This window comes from Fictibacillus sp. Mic-4 (assembly GCF_049843615.1).
GTDB lineage: Bacteria > Bacillota > Bacilli > Bacillales > Fictibacillaceae > Fictibacillus_A > Fictibacillus_A gelatini.
Window position 1 is genome coordinate 15,715 of the sequence record NZ_JBBHZM010000024.1, and the last position, 16,353, is coordinate 32,067.

At 42.8% G+C, this 16,353-nt stretch carries 15 protein-coding genes and 1 other annotated feature; all 15 genes read left to right on the forward strand.

Features of this window, described 5'->3' with window-relative positions; genetic code table 11:
* The first annotated feature begins 36 nt into the window (after window positions 1–36).
* The 15 genes from sigH (at window position 37) to fusA (ending at window position 16,333) form a co-directional block, all read left to right on the forward strand.
* The gene (gene sigH / locus WD019_RS14780; protein ID WP_245595239.1) at window positions 37–666 is read left to right on the forward strand and encodes an RNA polymerase sporulation sigma factor SigH; all 630 of its coding nucleotides are present in this window, start codon (window positions 37–39) and stop codon (window positions 664–666) included.
* A 131-nt stretch (window positions 667–797) separates the two neighbouring features.
* Entirely contained in the window at window positions 798–947 is a 150-nt protein-coding gene (gene rpmG / locus WD019_RS14785; RefSeq protein WP_425711979.1) for a 50S ribosomal protein L33, read from the forward strand.
* 69 nt (window positions 948–1,016) lie between these two features.
* Complete coding sequence (secE, locus tag WD019_RS14790; protein ID WP_051291482.1) at window positions 1,017–1,223, forward strand: preprotein translocase subunit SecE; 207 nt, start codon at window positions 1,017–1,019, stop codon at window positions 1,221–1,223.
* 89 nt (window positions 1,224–1,312) lie between these two features.
* Window positions 1,313–1,846, forward strand: a complete 534-nt coding sequence (nusG, locus tag WD019_RS14795) for a transcription termination/antitermination protein NusG (protein ID WP_026678026.1) — start codon at window positions 1,313–1,315, stop codon at window positions 1,844–1,846.
* Between the two features lie 155 nt (window positions 1,847–2,001).
* The gene (gene rplK / locus WD019_RS14800; RefSeq protein ID WP_026678027.1) at window positions 2,002–2,427 is read left to right on the forward strand and encodes a 50S ribosomal protein L11; all 426 of its coding nucleotides are present in this window, start codon (window positions 2,002–2,004) and stop codon (window positions 2,425–2,427) included.
* Window positions 2,428–2,614: 187 nt separating this feature from the next.
* Window positions 2,615–3,316 (forward strand): 50S ribosomal protein L1, encoded by a 702-nt coding sequence (gene rplA / locus WD019_RS14805; protein WP_026678028.1) that lies wholly within the window; start codon window positions 2,615–2,617, stop codon window positions 3,314–3,316.
* A 43-nt stretch (window positions 3,317–3,359) separates the two neighbouring features.
* Window positions 3,360–3,508: a sequence feature (ribosomal protein L10 leader region), on the forward strand.
* A gap of 38 nt (window positions 3,509–3,546) precedes the next feature.
* Window positions 3,547–4,047 (forward strand): 50S ribosomal protein L10, encoded by a 501-nt coding sequence (rplJ, locus tag WD019_RS14810; protein WP_026678029.1) that lies wholly within the window; start codon window positions 3,547–3,549, stop codon window positions 4,045–4,047.
* A 53-nt stretch (window positions 4,048–4,100) separates the two neighbouring features.
* The gene (gene rplL / locus WD019_RS14815; protein ID WP_026678030.1) at window positions 4,101–4,466 is read left to right on the forward strand and encodes a 50S ribosomal protein L7/L12; all 366 of its coding nucleotides are present in this window, start codon (window positions 4,101–4,103) and stop codon (window positions 4,464–4,466) included.
* A 91-nt stretch (window positions 4,467–4,557) separates the two neighbouring features.
* Window positions 4,558–5,169 carry a class I SAM-dependent methyltransferase gene (locus tag WD019_RS14820; protein ID WP_026678031.1) on the forward strand — a complete coding sequence of 204 codons (612 nt, stop codon included), beginning with the start codon at window positions 4,558–4,560 and terminating at the stop codon, window positions 5,167–5,169.
* Between the two features lie 404 nt (window positions 5,170–5,573).
* Window positions 5,574–9,116, forward strand: coding sequence for a DNA-directed RNA polymerase subunit beta (gene rpoB / locus WD019_RS14825; protein WP_425711980.1), 3,543 nt, complete (start codon window positions 5,574–5,576; stop codon window positions 9,114–9,116).
* A 29-nt stretch (window positions 9,117–9,145) separates the two neighbouring features.
* A complete protein-coding gene (gene rpoC / locus WD019_RS14830) occupies window positions 9,146–12,769 on the forward strand; it encodes a DNA-directed RNA polymerase subunit beta' (RefSeq protein ID WP_425711981.1) in 3,624 nt (1,207 codons plus the stop codon).
* 110 nt (window positions 12,770–12,879) lie between these two features.
* Window positions 12,880–13,128: a 50S ribosomal protein L7ae-like protein gene (locus tag WD019_RS14835; RefSeq protein ID WP_026678034.1), complete on the forward strand. Its 249-nt coding sequence runs from the start codon at window positions 12,880–12,882 to the stop codon at window positions 13,126–13,128.
* 105 nt (window positions 13,129–13,233) lie between these two features.
* Complete coding sequence (gene rpsL / locus WD019_RS14840) at window positions 13,234–13,656, forward strand: 30S ribosomal protein S12 (RefSeq protein WP_026678035.1); 423 nt, start codon at window positions 13,234–13,236, stop codon at window positions 13,654–13,656.
* A 51-nt stretch (window positions 13,657–13,707) separates the two neighbouring features.
* A complete protein-coding gene (gene rpsG / locus WD019_RS14845; protein WP_026678036.1) occupies window positions 13,708–14,178 on the forward strand; it encodes a 30S ribosomal protein S7 in 471 nt (156 codons plus the stop codon).
* Window positions 14,179–14,254: 76 nt separating this feature from the next.
* Entirely contained in the window at window positions 14,255–16,333 is a 2,079-nt protein-coding gene (gene fusA, locus WD019_RS14850) for an elongation factor G (RefSeq protein ID WP_026678037.1), read from the forward strand.
* Window positions 16,334–16,353: the final 20 nt, after the last annotated feature.

Genomic DNA, 16,353 nt, shown 5'->3' on the forward strand with positions numbered 1-16,353 from the left:
GTCGGGGGGATTGTCGTGAGCATTAACCTCAAAGAAATGACTGTTCTTAAGTATGAACAACTTGATGATGAGAATTTAGTAGAACACGTCCATGATGGCGACAGTGCCGCGCTTGAATTTTTAATTAATAAATATAAGAATTTCGTGCGTGCCAAAGCAAGATCCTATTTTTTGATTGGTGCTGATCGAGAAGACATCATTCAAGAAGGAATGATTGGCCTATATAAAGCTATTCGCGACTTTAAAGAAGACAAGCTATCTTCTTTTAAAGCATTTGCTGAACTTTGCATAACAAGGCAAATGATTACAGCGATTAAGACAGCAACAAGACAGAAGCATATACCGCTAAACTCTTATGTTTCTTTGGACAAGCCAATTTACGATGAAGAATCTGATCGTACGCTTTTAGATGTCATTTCAGGAACAAAAGTCACAGATCCCGAAGAACTAATTATTAACCAGGAAGAATTTGACGATATTGAAGTCAAAATGGGTGAAATCCTAAGCGACCTTGAACGGAAAGTGTTGATGCTTTATTTGGACGGACGGTCTTATCAGGAGATTTCTGTAGATTTGGATAGGCATGTCAAGTCCATTGACAACGCCCTTCAACGGGTGAAACGGAAATTAGAAAAATATTTAGAGCTGCGTGAAGTAAGCCTATAGAAAGAGCAGGGTAATCCTGCTCTTTTTCACACTCTAGCCTTTATTGACAAGCTATTTGGCCTGTGATAATGTGGTAAAAGTAGCACTATATCGTTAATAAGTGGGTTTTTTAAACACGGAAGGTGTTATACATGCGTAAAAAAGTCATTTTAGCCTGCAGTATTTGTCATGGTCGTAATTATACTACAATGAAAAATCAGACAGCGAATCCCAAACGAATCGAGGTTAAAAAGTTTTGTAAGCTTTGTAATGCACATACTACCCACAAAGAAACGAAGTAACCCTATTAATTCATCGATCGATGCATCGAAAGTTTGTATACATTGACAAAAAGGAATGGGGGTAAAAGAATGGCAGACATTGCTGAAAAAACAAAAAAGTCGCCTGCGAAATTTTTGTCTGATGTGGGTAAAGAAATGAAAAAGGTCTCCTGGCCAACGCGTCATGAACTGTTTCGCTATACGGCTGTTACGATAGGGACAGTATTTTTCATGGCCGTATTTTTTTGGCTGGTTGATCTTGGGATCTCAAAACTCATTGAATTAATCCTGGGATAAATGATGTATAAGATATTAGTTTTCCTGGATAAAATGCTAGAGTATATCCGTTTAGGAGGGAAAGGACGTTCACAAGTCCTAAAGTAACTATGGAAAAGAACTGGTATGTTGTTCATACGTATTCAGGGTATGAAAACAAAGTGAAAACAAACCTGGAAAAACGTGTCGAGTCAATGGGGATGTCGGATAAAATCTTCCGTGTGCTCGTTCCTGTAGAGGAAGCGACGGAAGAAAAAAACGGCAAAACAAAAACGACAATGAAAAAAGTATTCCCTGGGTATGTGCTAACAGAAATGATTATGACGGACGATTCATGGTATGTGGTGCGCAATACCCCGGGTGTTACAGGATTTGTCGGCTCGGCTGGAGCCGGTTCAAAGCCGACACCGCTCCTGCCTGAAGAAGTGAATCATATTCTAAAAGGTATGGGGATGGAAGAGCCTCGCATCGAGGTTGATTTTGAAATTAAGGAAGCGGTGAAAGTAAAAGAAGGGCCGTTTGCTGATTTCGTTGGAACGATTGAAGAAATTGACCCTACCAAACGCAAGTTGAAAGTCCATGTGAATATGTTTGGTCGTGAAACCCCTGTTGAACTGGATTTCAACCAGGTGGTAAAGATCTAATTGAAAAAGACTTGAAATAGTCTTTGAAAAATGTTAGACTTTATTTTGTTTGGTATTTTTAAAAACAAAGCCTTTCTCTTGTTAAAGAGAATGCATATTTGAGTGGGAGGGTGTAAACCCATATACCACATCACGGACTTAAGGAGGTGTGTCGCGTGGCTAAAAAGGTTATTAAAATGGTAAAATTGCAAATCCCTGCTGGAAAAGCTAACCCGGCTCCACCAGTTGGACCTGCATTAGGGCAAGCTGGTGTTAATATCATGGGATTCTGTAAAGAGTTTAACGCTCGAACTGCTGATCAAGCTGGTTTAATTATTCCGGTTGAAATCACGGTTTTTGAAGACCGTTCATTTACATTTATTACGAAAACTCCTCCAGCTGCTGTTCTTCTTAAGAAAGCTGCGGGAATCGAGTCTGGTTCTGGTGAACCGAACCGTACAAAAGTTGCGACTGTAAAGCGTGATAAAGTTCGCGAAATTGCAGAAACAAAAATGCCTGACCTGAACGCTGCCAGCGTCGAAGCTGCGATGCGCATGGTTGAAGGTACAGCGCGTAGCATGGGTATTGTTATTGAAGACTAATCTCATGGATTCTAAGGGGGTTGCGAGCAAAGGATTACATCCTGCCGATATCGGTTCGCAACCTTTATTGCTGAATAAATGTGCCTCTTTGCGGCCGTTTATTGGTTAGATGGAGAGAAGCAAAAGCCTTTTCTCCATACAAGTGGGAGGAATATCCGCTATACCACATAAGGGAGGAAATTTTAAAATGGCTAAAAAAAGCAAAAAGTACTTGGAGGCGGCAAAATTAGTCGACCGCCAAAAAGCATATGATCCAGCCGAGGCGATTGAGCTTGTTAAGAAAACGGCAACAGCGAAATTTGATGAGTCTGTTGAAGTAGCTGTTCGTCTTGGGGTTGACCCTAAAAAAGCAGATCAACAAGTGCGTGGTGCTGTTGTTCTTCCGCACGGAACTGGTAAAACACAACGCGTGCTAGTATTTGCGAAAGGTGAAAAAGCGAAAGAAGCTGAAGCTGCAGGGGCAGACTTCGTTGGAGATACAGATTACATTAACAAAATCCAACAAGGATGGTTCGACTTTGATGTCATCGTTGCAACGCCTGATATGATGGCTGAAGTTGGTAAGCTTGGCCGTGTTTTAGGACCAAAAGGCTTAATGCCAAACCCTAAAACAGGCACTGTAACGTTCGAAGTTGAAAAAGCAGTTAAAGATATTAAAGCAGGTAAAGTAGAATACCGTGTAGACAGAGACAGTAACGTACATGTTCCAATCGGTAAAGTATCTTTCGATAACGAAAAGCTTGCTGAAAACTTAGCGACGATCGTTGAAACATTGCTTAAAGTAAAACCGGCAGCTGCGAAAGGAACGTACATTAAAAACGTTGCGATTTCTTCTACGATGGGACCTGGAATTAAAGTTAACCCTTCTAACTTTGCATTAAAACGATAGTTGACTTCCATCATCAAACCTGTTATAGTAGATGATGTTGTGAATTAAATAGATTCTCATACCGTAGACTCAGGGGCGAAATTCGCTTAATTATCCTGCCGAGGTGTGTAGCACGGAAACGATCATTCTATACTGATCTATGTTCTGAAACTACGCCTTCATGTCTATCATGAAGGCTTTTCTTATAGCTACGGTATGATTTTTCACTAATTTTTACAGGAGGTGTAAGGATGAGCAGCATTCTTGAATCAAAAAAGCAATTGGTGCAGACGATTACTGAGCAAATGCGCGAAAGCCAATCAACGATTCTTGTTGATTACCGCGGATTAAACGTTGCCGAAGTAACAGAACTTCGTAAGCAACTTCGCGAAGCTGGTGTGGAATTCAAAGTTTACAAAAATACGATGACTCGCCGTGCGGCAGATGAGCTTGGTCTATCTGAGCTTAACGAACATCTTGTTGGGCCTACTGCGATTGCATTCAGTAAAGAAGATGTAGTAGCTCCGGCAAAAATCCTTAACGATTTTGCGAAAAAACACGAGGCTTTAGAACTTAAAGCTGGTGTAATTGAAGGCCGTATTGCGACAACTGCAGAAGTGAAAGCTCTTGCTGAACTTCCATCCCGCGAAGGACTTCTTTCTATGGTACTCAGCGTGCTTCAAGCGCCTATCCGCAACTTTGCGTTGGTTACTAAAGCCGTTGCTGAACAAAAAGAAAACACAAGTGCGTAACCTTTTAAGCAACCATTTATTAATTTTTAATTATACTTGAGGAGGAAAACAAAATGTCAAAAGAGCAAATCATTGAAAGCTTAAAAACAATGACAGTTTTAGAATTAAACGATCTTGTAAAAGCAATTGAAGAAGAATTTGGTGTAACTGCTGCTGCTCCTGTAGCTGTAGCTGGTGGTGCTGCTGGTGGAGAAGCTGCTGCAGAAAAAACTGAATTCGATGTAATTCTTGCAAACGGTGGAGCTTCTAAGATCAAAGTTATTAAAGTAGTTCGTGAACTAACTGGTCTAGGACTAAAAGAAGCGAAAGAATTAGTAGACGGTGCTCCTAATCCTGTTAAGGAAGGCGTATCTAAAGAAGAAGCTGAAGAAATCAAAGCGAAACTTGAAGAAGTTGGAGCTTCTGTAGAAGTAAAATAATGCATGCTAATCGAAAAGATTCGCCTATTACGAGGCGAATCTTTTTATTTTGAACAAGGTTCGTCCATACTAGATAATAAGGGGTGAGAAGATGAGTGACCATTATTATACTGAACGGCCTGAGATACCCAGCAAGCCGAAAACGTGGAAATTTCGCCTGAAGGGCCACGAATTCACATTTACTTCAGATGCCGGGGTTTTTTCGAAACATGAAGTTGATTTTGGAAGCCGCTTGTTAATAGAAGCTTTTCAGCCGGTTGATGTAAAAGGAGATTACTGCGATGTGGGCTGTGGTTATGGTCCAATTGGCATGGCGCTTGCCAAAGCAGAACCTGACCGTCATGTGATCATGGTTGACATTAATGAACGTGCGCTTGACCTGGCGAAAAAAAACCTGGACGCAAACGAGATCGCCAATACGTCTGTTAAAAAAAGCAATCTGTTACATGATGTGAATGAAGAAGGGTTTGCTGCGATAATAACCAATCCTCCTATTCGTGCAGGTAAAAAAATAGTCCACCAAATTTTTGAACAAGCTGAAGAAAAATTAGCGGATGGTGGAGAACTGTGGGTTGTTATTCAAAAAAAGCAAGGAGCTCCTTCCGCGACGGAGAAGCTAAAAGAGCTTTTTCGGCAAGTAGACGTTGTAGAAAAGAAAAAAGGATATTATATTATTCGCGCAAAAAAAATTGACGTAGTATAGGGTATATGATAATATTATAAAATGCCAATGAATTCATACTCCCATAACTGTGCTTTAAAGTCATGTGGATGTTGATAATATACCTGAACAATACCCATTTCAAAACGTTTTGTTTTGAGAAAGTTGATGAGGCTAACTTATTGTATAGCCATTTTATACATATCAACTTCTGCTCAAGGTATATCAGATGAAAGAGTTGGGAAAAATAATATAATCGGTTGCTCCAATGAAAAATGTGGTTTTTAAACTAAAAAAACCCTTTTTCTTTTTTGTCTTTCTGACATTCATAAGGGAAAGTTCAAAAAGTCCGGGAAACAGATGGTCTCGCCTATTGAACGTCCATACTAGAATGTTAGAGTATACAAGTAACACGAAAAAAACGCTGGATTTGAGGGGTGAATCAGTTGACAGGTCAACTAGTTCAGTTTGGACGCCACCGCCAACGAAGAAGTTACGCAAGGATTAGTGAAGTACTTGAATTGCCAAATTTAATTGAAATTCAAACGGCTTCCTATCAATGGTTTCTTGATGAGGGACTAAGAGAAATGTTCCAAGACATTTCCCCGATCGAAGATTTTACAGGAAACCTTGTTTTAGAGTTTATCGACTACAGTCTCGGTGAACCTAAATATCCTGTAGAAGAGTCGAAAGAGCGTGATGTCACATATGCTGCGCCGCTTCGCGTCAAGGTGCGTCTCATTAATAAAGAGACAGGCGAAGTAAAAGAGCAGGAAGTATTTATGGGAGATTTCCCGTTAATGACAGATACAGGCACATTCGTGATCAACGGTGCGGAACGTGTTATCGTATCCCAGCTTGTTCGTTCGCCGAGTGTCTATTACAGTGAAAAAATGGATAAAAACGGTAAAAAAGGATTCACTGCAACTGTTATTCCAAACCGCGGCGCCTGGCTTGAGTTTGAAACCGATGCAAAGGATATCGTCTACGTTCGTATAGACCGTACGCGAAAAATTCCGATAACCGTATTGCTGCGCGCATTAGGGTTTGGATCTGATCAAGAAATCATCGATCTGTTAGGAGAAGATGAGTATTTACGTAACACGCTTGAAAAGGATAATACAGAAGGAACGGAAAAGGCACTTCTAGAAATCTATGAGCGTCTTCGTCCTGGTGAACCGCCGACGGTAGACAACGCCAAGAGTTTATTAGAGTCTCGTTTCTTTGATCCGAAGCGTTATGACCTCGCCAGTGTTGGCCGATATAAAATTAATAAAAAACTTCATATTAAGAACCGGCTGTTCAACCAGAAACTAGCGGAAACGTTAGTGGATCCGGAAACAGGTGAAATCATTGCTGAAGCCGGGACATTGCTTGACCGCCGCACATTGGATAAAATCCTCCCGTACTTAGAAAACGGCGTTGGATTCCGTAAAGTAACACCAATTGGCGGTGTGACAGAGGATGAAGAAATTACTCTGCAATCGATTAATATCTATTCTCCGGATGATATTGAAGGTGAGAGAATTATTAAAGTCATCGGAAACGGCAATGTTGACAAAACGGTTAAAAATATAACGATTTCAGACATTATTGCATCCATTAACTATTTCTTCAACCTTCTTCATAATGTCGGAAACACGGATGATATTGACCACCTTGGAAACCGCCGCCTGCGTTCTGTTGGAGAACTTCTCCAAAACCAATTTAGAATCGGTTTATCACGGATGGAACGTGTCGTTCGGGAGAGAATGTCTATCCAGGATACAAACAATATTACTCCGCAAGCCTTAATTAACATCCGTCCGGTGATTGCGGCGATTAAAGAGTTCTTCGGAAGCTCTCAGCTTTCTCAGTTCATGGATCAAACGAACCCGCTGGCGGAATTGACCCATAAACGGCGTCTTTCGGCACTCGGGCCAGGTGGTTTGACCCGTGAACGTGCGGGAATGGAAGTTCGTGACGTTCACTATTCCCATTACGGGCGCATGTGTCCGATTGAAACGCCTGAAGGTCCGAACATTGGTTTGATTAACTCGCTATCCAGCTATGCTAAAGTCAATGAGTATGGCTTTATTGAAACGCCATACCGTTATGTTGATCCAGAAACTGGCCGTGTAACCGGTCGGATCGATTACTTAACGGCTGACGAAGAGGACAATTATGTCGTTGCACAGGCTAACTCTGCCCTCGGTGAAAACGGGGAATTCCTGGAAGAGAACGTTATTGCGCGTTTCCGTGGAGATAATACCGTTTTCAAACGAGATCGAATCGATTATATGGACGTATCTCCAAAACAAGTAGTGTCCGCCGCGACTGCGTGTATCCCGTTTTTGGAAAATGACGATTCCAACAGGGCGCTAATGGGCGCAAACATGCAACGTCAAGCGGTTCCACTCATGGTTCCGGAAGCGCCGATTGTCGGTACGGGTATGGAACACGTATCCGCTAAAGACTCGGGAGCAGCAGTTATTTGTAAACATGATGGAATTGTTGAGCGGGTAACAGCGAAACAAATTCAAGTTCGACGTATTGAAGTAATTGATGGTAAAGAAGTTCATGGCGAACTAGATAAATATAACTGTTTGAAATTTATTCGTTCCAACCAGGGAACATGCTACAACCAACGTCCAATTGTTAAGAAAGGCGACCGTGTAGTAAAAGGAGAAATCCTTGCTGATGGCCCTTCAATGGAAAAAGGTGAGTTAGCACTGGGACGTAACGTTCTTGTAGGTTTCATGACATGGGAAGGTTACAACTATGAGGACGCCGTTATTATGAGCGAGCGTCTCGTCAAAGACGATGTATATACTTCAATTCATATCGAAGAATATGAATCCGAAGCACGCGATACAAAGCTTGGACCAGAGGAAATTACGCGCGATATTCCGAATGTCGGCGAAGACGCCCTTCGTAATTTAGATGACAGAGGAATCATCCGTATTGGTGCGGAAGTGAAAGATGGAGATATCCTTGTTGGTAAGGTTACGCCAAAAGGGGTAACGGAACTGACGGCTGAAGAACGATTGTTACATGCGATCTTTGGTGAAAAAGCACGTGAAGTTCGTGATACTTCTCTTAGAGTGCCGCATGGCGGGGATGGAATTATCCTTGATGTGAAAGTGTTCAATCGGGAAGATGGAGATGAACTTCCTCCTGGCGTGAACCAGCTTGTACGGGTTTATATTGTACAGAAGCGTAAAATCCACGAAGGGGATAAAATGGCAGGACGCCATGGAAACAAAGGGGTTATCTCCCGCATTATGCCGGAAGAGGATATGCCGTTCTTGCCAGACGGTACGCCAATCGACATCATGTTAAACCCGCTCGGGGTACCTTCACGTATGAATATCGGTCAAGTGCTTGAACTCCACCTTGGAATGGCAGCAAGGCAACTTGGCATTCATGTAGCAACGCCGGTATTTGACGGTGCGCGTGAAGAAGATGTGTGGTCGACCCTCGAAGAAGCGGGAATGGCCCGTGACGGAAAAACGGTGCTTTACGATGGAAGGACGGGTGCCCCATTTGATAACCGTGTATCGGTTGGGATTATGTACATGATCAAACTGGCGCACATGGTTGACGACAAACTGCATGCGCGTTCAACAGGTCCGTACTCGCTCGTTACCCAGCAACCGCTTGGAGGTAAGGCTCAATTTGGCGGACAACGCTTCGGTGAGATGGAAGTATGGGCGCTGGAAGCATATGGTGCCGCTTATACGCTACAAGAAATTTTAACGGTTAAATCAGATGACGTGGTTGGCCGTGTAAAAACATACGAAGCTATTGTCAAAGGCGAAAACGTTCCTGAACCGGGCGTTCCTGAGTCGTTTAAAGTATTAATTAAGGAACTTCAATCACTTGGCATGGATGTGAAAATTTTATCAAGTGACGATGAAGAAATTGAAATGCGCGAGCTTGATGATGAAGATGATCAAGCCAACGAAAAGTTAAATTTAAACCTTGAGTCTTACACTGTGAGTGAATAAATCAGGATATCAAAAGGGAGGTACGCTCCTTGATAGACGTAAACAATTTTGAGTATATGAAAATTGGGTTAGCTTCACCGATAAAAATCCGCTCGTGGTCAAGAGGTGAAGTAAAAAAGCCGGAGACGATCAACTATCGTACATTAAAGCCTGAAAAGGATGGCTTATTCTGTGAACGCATTTTTGGACCGACGAAGGACTGGGAATGTCACTGTGGAAAGTATAAGCGGGTTCGTTATAAAGGCGTTGTTTGTGATCGTTGTGGTGTTGAAGTAACGCGTGCTAAAGTTCGACGTGACCGGATGGGTCACATCGAACTTGCAGCACCAGTATCCCATATTTGGTACTTTAAAGGCATTCCGAGCCGGATGGGGCTTGTGCTTGATATGTCTCCGCGGGCGCTTGAAGAAGTCATTTATTTCGCTTCTTATGTTGTTACTGAGCCGGGAGAAACTCCGCTTGAGAAGAAGCAGTTGCTTTCTGAAAAAGAGTACCGTTCTTACCGTGAAAAATACGGTCAGGGCTTTACAGCTCAAATGGGTGCTGAAGCGATCAAGCGATTGCTTGAAGACATCGATCTTGAAAAAGAGGTCGGTCAGTTAAAAGAAGAATTAAAAACAGCACAAGGGCAACGCCGCACACGTGCAATTAAGCGATTGGAAGTATTGGAAGCATTCCGGCATTCCGGAAATGAACCTTCCTGGATGATTTTGGATGTTCTTCCGGTTATTCCGCCAGAACTCAGGCCAATGGTTCAGTTGGACGGCGGCCGTTTTGCAACATCTGACCTTAACGATTTATACCGACGTGTTATCAATCGTAACAATCGCTTAAAACGTTTGTTGGATCTTGGGGCACCGAACATTATCGTACAAAACGAAAAACGGATGCTGCAAGAAGCGGTCGATGCGTTAATTGATAACGGTAGACGTGGTCGTCCGGTAACTGGCCCAGGAAACCGTCCGCTCAAATCCCTTTCCCATATGTTGAAAGGGAAACAAGGCCGTTTCCGTCAAAACCTTCTCGGTAAACGTGTTGACTACTCTGGCCGTTCCGTAATCGTTGTCGGTCCGCACTTGCAAATGTATCAATGCGGCCTACCGAAAGAAATGGCGCTTGAGCTTTTCAAGCCGTTCGTTATGAAAGAACTTGTCGCCAAAGGCCTTGCGCATAATATAAAAAGCGCGAAACGGAAAGTTGAACGCGTTCAACCTGAAGTCTGGGATGTTTTAGAAGATGTGATTAAAGAACACCCGGTGTTGCTAAACCGGGCGCCAACTCTTCACCGTCTAGGTATTCAAGCATTCGAGCCAACGCTTGTGGAAGGGCGTGCAATCCGCCTTCACCCACTCGTATGTACAGCTTATAACGCGGACTTTGATGGTGACCAAATGGCGGTTCACGTCCCGCTATCCGCTGAAGCGCAGGCTGAAGCACGTCTCTTAATGTTAGCGGCGCAAAACATCCTGAACCCGAAAGATGGAAAACCAGTTGTTACACCATCGCAGGATATGGTACTCGGAAATTACTACTTAACGATGGAACGAAAGGGCGCGATCGGTGAGGGATCTGTCTTTAAAGATGCCAATGAAGCGATTATTGCTTATGAAAACGGTTATGTGCATTTGCACACTCGTGTAGCTGTTCCAGTAGCAAGCTTGAATAAGCCGTCGTTTAAAGAAGATCAGCTTGATAAACTGTTAATTACAACAGTCGGTAAGTTGCTATTTAATGAAATTTTGCCAAACTCGTTCCCGTATATTAACGAATCAACTACAGAAAACTTGCAGGTTGAAACACCAGAAAAATACTTTATTCCTAAAGGAGTAAATGTTAAAGAAGAAATTGAGAAGCGGGAAGAAGTCGCTCCATTTACGAAAAAATTCTTAGGGAAAATCATCGCGGAAATCTTTAAACGTTTCAAAATTACGGAAACGTCAAAAATGCTTGACCGCATGAAAAACCTTGGATTTAAGTACTCAACGAGAGCGGGTATTACGATCGGTGTATCTGACATCGTCGTCCTGCCGGAAAAACAAGAAATATTAGAAAAAGCCGAGCAAAAAGTTGCAACAGTAACGAAACAATTCCGCCGCGGTCTTATTACGGAAGATGAGCGATATGAACGTGTCATTAACATTTGGAGTTCGGCAAAGGATGAAATTCAGAAGAAGTTGATGCTTACATTAGATAAGCGTAACCCGATTTTCATGATGAGTGACTCCGGTGCCCGTGGTAACGCCTCAAACTTTACGCAGCTTGCAGGTATGCGCGGATTGATGGCCAACCCGGCAGGTAAAATTATCGAGTTGCCGATTAAATCGAGCTTCCGTGAAGGTCTCACCGTACTCGAATACTTTATCTCAACCCACGGAGCACGGAAAGGTCTTGCTGATACAGCTCTAAAAACAGCAGACTCAGGTTATCTCACTCGACGTCTTGTTGACGTTGCTCAAGATGTTATCGTACGCGAAAATGACTGCGGAACAGATCGCGGCCTTCTTGTCAGTGCCATTAAAGAAGGCAATGAAGTGATTGAAACGCTGCATGAGCGCCTCGTTGGGCGAACGGCGTTTAAAACCGTTTACCATCCGGAAACGAAAGAAGTCATCGTTGCGAAAAACGAGCTAATTACGGAAGATACGGCTACCCGTATTGATGAAGCCGGAATCGAAGCAGTTACGATTCGTTCGGTATTCACATGTGATACCCGTCATGGCGTTTGTAAAAAATGTTATGGCCGCAACCTTGCAACCGGAACAGATGTTGAGGTTGGGGAAGCTGTTGGGATTATCGCTGCACAATCGATCGGTGAGCCAGGTACACAGCTTACGATGCGTACCTTCCATACAGGCGGTGTAGCAGGGGACGATATCACTCAAGGTTTGCCGCGTATTCAAGAGTTGTTCGAAGCGCGTAACCCGAAAGGTCAAGCGGTTATTTCCGAGCTTGACGGCAAAGTCATTAACGTTAATGAAGCAAAAGACAAACGGGAAATTCTTGTTCAGGGTGAAATTGAAACAAGAACGTATACCGTACCGTATGGCGCTCGAATTAAAGTGGCTGTCGGAGATAATGTAGAAGCCGGCCAGGTGTTGACGGAAGGTTCTATCGATCCAAAAGAGTTAATTAAAGTAAAAGGTGCAGAAGGCGTTCAAGAGTATCTCTTGCGTGAAGTTCAAAAAGTATACCGTATGCAAGGGGTAGAAATTGGCGACAAACACGTTGAAGTTATGGTTCGCCAAATGCTTCGAAAAGTTCGTATTATTGATGCCGGTGATACTAACGTACTACCTGGTGCGCTAATGGATGTCCATTCCTTCACTGATGTCAATAGAAAAGTATTGCTAGAAGGCGGCATCCCGGCAACAGGAAGACCGGTATTGCTTGGTATTACAAAAGCATCCCTTGAAACGGAATCCTTCTTGTCCGCAGCTTCTTTCCAAGAAACAACAAGAGTTCTTACAGATGCTGCAATTAAAGGAAAACGCGATGAACTTCTTGGTCTTAAAGAGAACGTTATTATCGGTAAATTGATTCCTGCGGGTACAGGTATGGCCCGTTACCGAAACATTGCCGTTGATTCTCCGCTTTCTTCTGAAGAAACTGAGACAGAACAAGAAGAATCCACGGAGTTAGTATCTCAAGAATAAAAATGAGATCTGGTTAATTTTTAAATGTTCTTGTATTGACAATAGGAGCACTGAAGTGATATTATATCCTAGTGCTCCTAAAGAAATGTTGCTTTGGAGGATACAAACGGATGTCTTATGAAAAAGTAACACAAGCTCAAGAAATAATCGTAGGTACAAAACAAACGATTAAAGCTTTGCAAAATGGGGAAGTTAAAGCGCTTGTCGTAGCTGAAGATGCTGATTCCCGCGTGACGGGAAAAGTGTTAACAGTCGCAAGAGAAATGAACGTCCCTGTTACGATGGTTGATTCGATGAAAAAGCTTGGTAAAGCTTGCGGAATCGACGTTGGAGCTGCAACTGTTGCTATAAAAGGATAAAAAACTTGTTTTTGCGTATCACGCGCAAAAACTTTCTTTTGTCCAATGATGAACCACCTGGATCGGTGGTCTTGAAATCCGATAAAGGAAAGGAGGAAAAACAAAATGCCTACAATTAACCAATTAGTAAGAAAAGGACGTCAGTCTAAAGTTAAAAAATCTGACTCTCCAGCACTAAACAAAGGCTACAACAGCTTTAAAAAAGCGCAAACGAACGTTTCTTCACCTCAAAAACGTGGAGTTTGTACTCGTGTAGGTACCTTGACGCCGAAGAAACCGAACTCTGCACTTCGTAAATACGCGCGTGTTCGTTTAACAAACGGCATTGAGGTAACTGCATACATCCCGGGTATCGGACACAACCTTCAAGAACACAGCGTTGTGCTTATCCGTGGAGGTCGTGTAAAAGACTTACCAGGGGTTCGTTACCATATCGTTCGTGGCGCTCTTGATACGGCAGGAGTAAACAACCGTATGCAAGGTCGTTCCAAATACGGAACAAAACGCCCAAAAGCCGCTAAAAAATAAACACAATTAAAATAGAAATGGTTATTAGAAAAGGAGAAAGGAGGGAACACCATGCCACGTAAAGGACCTGTACCTCGTCGCGATGTGTTACCTGATCCAATTTACAAGTCTAAACTTGTTACTCGTTTAATCAACAAAATTATGATTGACGGGAAAAGAGGGGTAGCACAATCTATTCTTTACAATGCATTTGATATTGTAAAAGAGCGCACAAACCAAGATCCGATGGAAGTTTTCGAACAAGCGTTGAAAAACATCATGCCTGTACTTGAAGTACGAGCACGCCGTGTAGGTGGTGCTAACTACCAGGTTCCTGTTGAAGTTCGTCCGGAGCGTCGTACGACTTTAGGACTTCGTTGGTTAGTAAACTACGCAAGACTTCGCGGGGAAAAAACAATGGAAGAGCGTTTAGCGAATGAAATCATGGATGCTGCTAACAATACTGGAGCATCTGTGAAAAAACGCGAAGATATGCACAAAATGGCAGAAGCAAACAAAGCGTTTGCTCACTACCGCTGGTAAGTTCATATTAGAGACAGCTTTCTGGCTGTCTCGCCCTATACTATATAATTCCTATTCATAGGAAGGAGAGAAATTCATGGCAAGAGAATTCTCCTTAAAAAATACACGTAATATCGGGATCATGGCTCATATTGATGCTGGTAAAACGACAACAACAGAACGTGTACTTTACTATACTGGACGCATCCATAAAATTGGTGAAACTCACGAAGGAGCTTCCCAAATGGACTGGATGGAGCAGGAACAAGAGCGCGGAATCACAATTACTTCCGCAGCGACTACTGCTCAATGGAAAGGTCACCGTATCAACATTATTGATACACCAGGACACGTAGACTTTACAGTAGAAGTAGAACGTTCATTGCGTGTATTAGATGGAGCCGTTGCAGTACTTGATGCTCAATCAGGTGTAGAACCGCAAACTGAAACCGTATGGCGTCAAGCAACAACATATGGGGTACCACGTGTTGTTTTCGTTAACAAAATGGATAAAATCGGCGCTGACTTCTTATATTCAGTTAGCACTCTACATGACCGTTTAGGAGCGAACGCTCATGCGATTCAATTGCCTATCGGTGCTGAGGATCAATTCGAAGGCATTATTGATCTAGTTGAGCAAAAAGCATACTTCTATACAAATGATCTTGGTACAGATATTCAAGAACGCGAGATTCCTGAAGAATATAAGGATCAAGCTGAAGAATACCGTAACAAGTTAATTGAAGCAGTTGCTGAGCTTGACGAAGAATTAATGGAAAAATACTTAGAAGGCGAAGAGCTTACAGTTGAAGAGCTGAAAGCGGCCATCCGTAAGGGTACTGTTAATGTTGAGTTTTATCCTGTAATTTGTGGATCTGCATTCAAAAACAAAGGCGTTCAACTTATGTTAGATGCAGTTCTTGACTACTTGCCTTCACCGGTTGATGTACCGGCAATTAAAGGTACTCTCCCTGATTCAGGAGAAGAAGTAACGCGTGAATCAGCAGATGAAGGTCCGTTCGCTGCCCTTGCGTTTAAAGTAATGACTGACCCATATGTCGGTAAGTTAACGTTCTTCCGTGTATATTCCGGAACAGTTAATGCAGGCTCCTACGTATTAAACTCAACGAAAGGTAAGCGTGAACGTTTAGGACGTATCCTGCAAATGCACGCTAACCACCGTGAAGAAATCTCAGTTGTATACGCTGGAGACATTGCCGCGGCTGTTGGTCTTAAAGATACAACAACTGGTGACACACTTTGTGATGAAAAAGCGCCGGTTATTTTGGAATCAATGGAATTCCCAGAGCCTGTTATCCACTTATCCATCGAGCCTAAATCAAAAGCTGACCAGGATAAAATGGGTATGGCTTTAGCGAAACTTGCAGAAGAAGATCCAACGTTCCGTACAAAAACTGACGAAGAAACTGGACAAACGATCATCTCTGGTATGGGTGAGCTTCACCTCGATATCATCGTTGACCGTATGCGCCGTGAATTCAAAGTTGAAGCAAACGTTGGTGCTCCTCAAGTTGCGTATCGTGAAACGATCCGTAAAGCGGCTAAAGTTGAAGGTAAGTTCGTTCGTCAATCCGGTGGACGTGGTCAATACGGACACGTATGGATCGAGTTCGAACCAGCTGAAGAGGGAAGCGGCTTTACATTTGAAAACAAAATTGTTGGTGGGGTAGTACCTCGCGAATACATTCCAGCTGTACAAGCCGGTATTGAAGAAGCAATGAAAAACGGTATGTTAGCCGGATTCCCGCTTTTAGATATGAAGGCTACAATCGTTGACGGGTCTTACCATGATGTTGACTCGAACGAAATGGCGTTCAAAATTGCCGGATCGATGGCGTTGAAAAATGCGAAAGCATACTGCGACCCTGCAATTTTAGAGCCGATCATGAAAGTCGAAGTCGTTGTTCCTGAAGAATACATGGGTGATATTATGGGTGACGTAACTTCCCGTCGTGGACGCGTTGAAGGTATGGAAGCTCGTGGTAACTCTCAAGTTGTTCGTGCAATGGTTCCGCTTGCTGAAATGTTTGGTTATGCGACATCTTTACGTTCTCGTACACAAGGTCGCGGAACATATTCAATGCATTTCGATCATTATGAAGAAGTACCTAAGTCAATTGCTGAAGAAATTATTAAAAAAGCGACAGGACAATAATCTCTGTTGTCAGAAAAGTG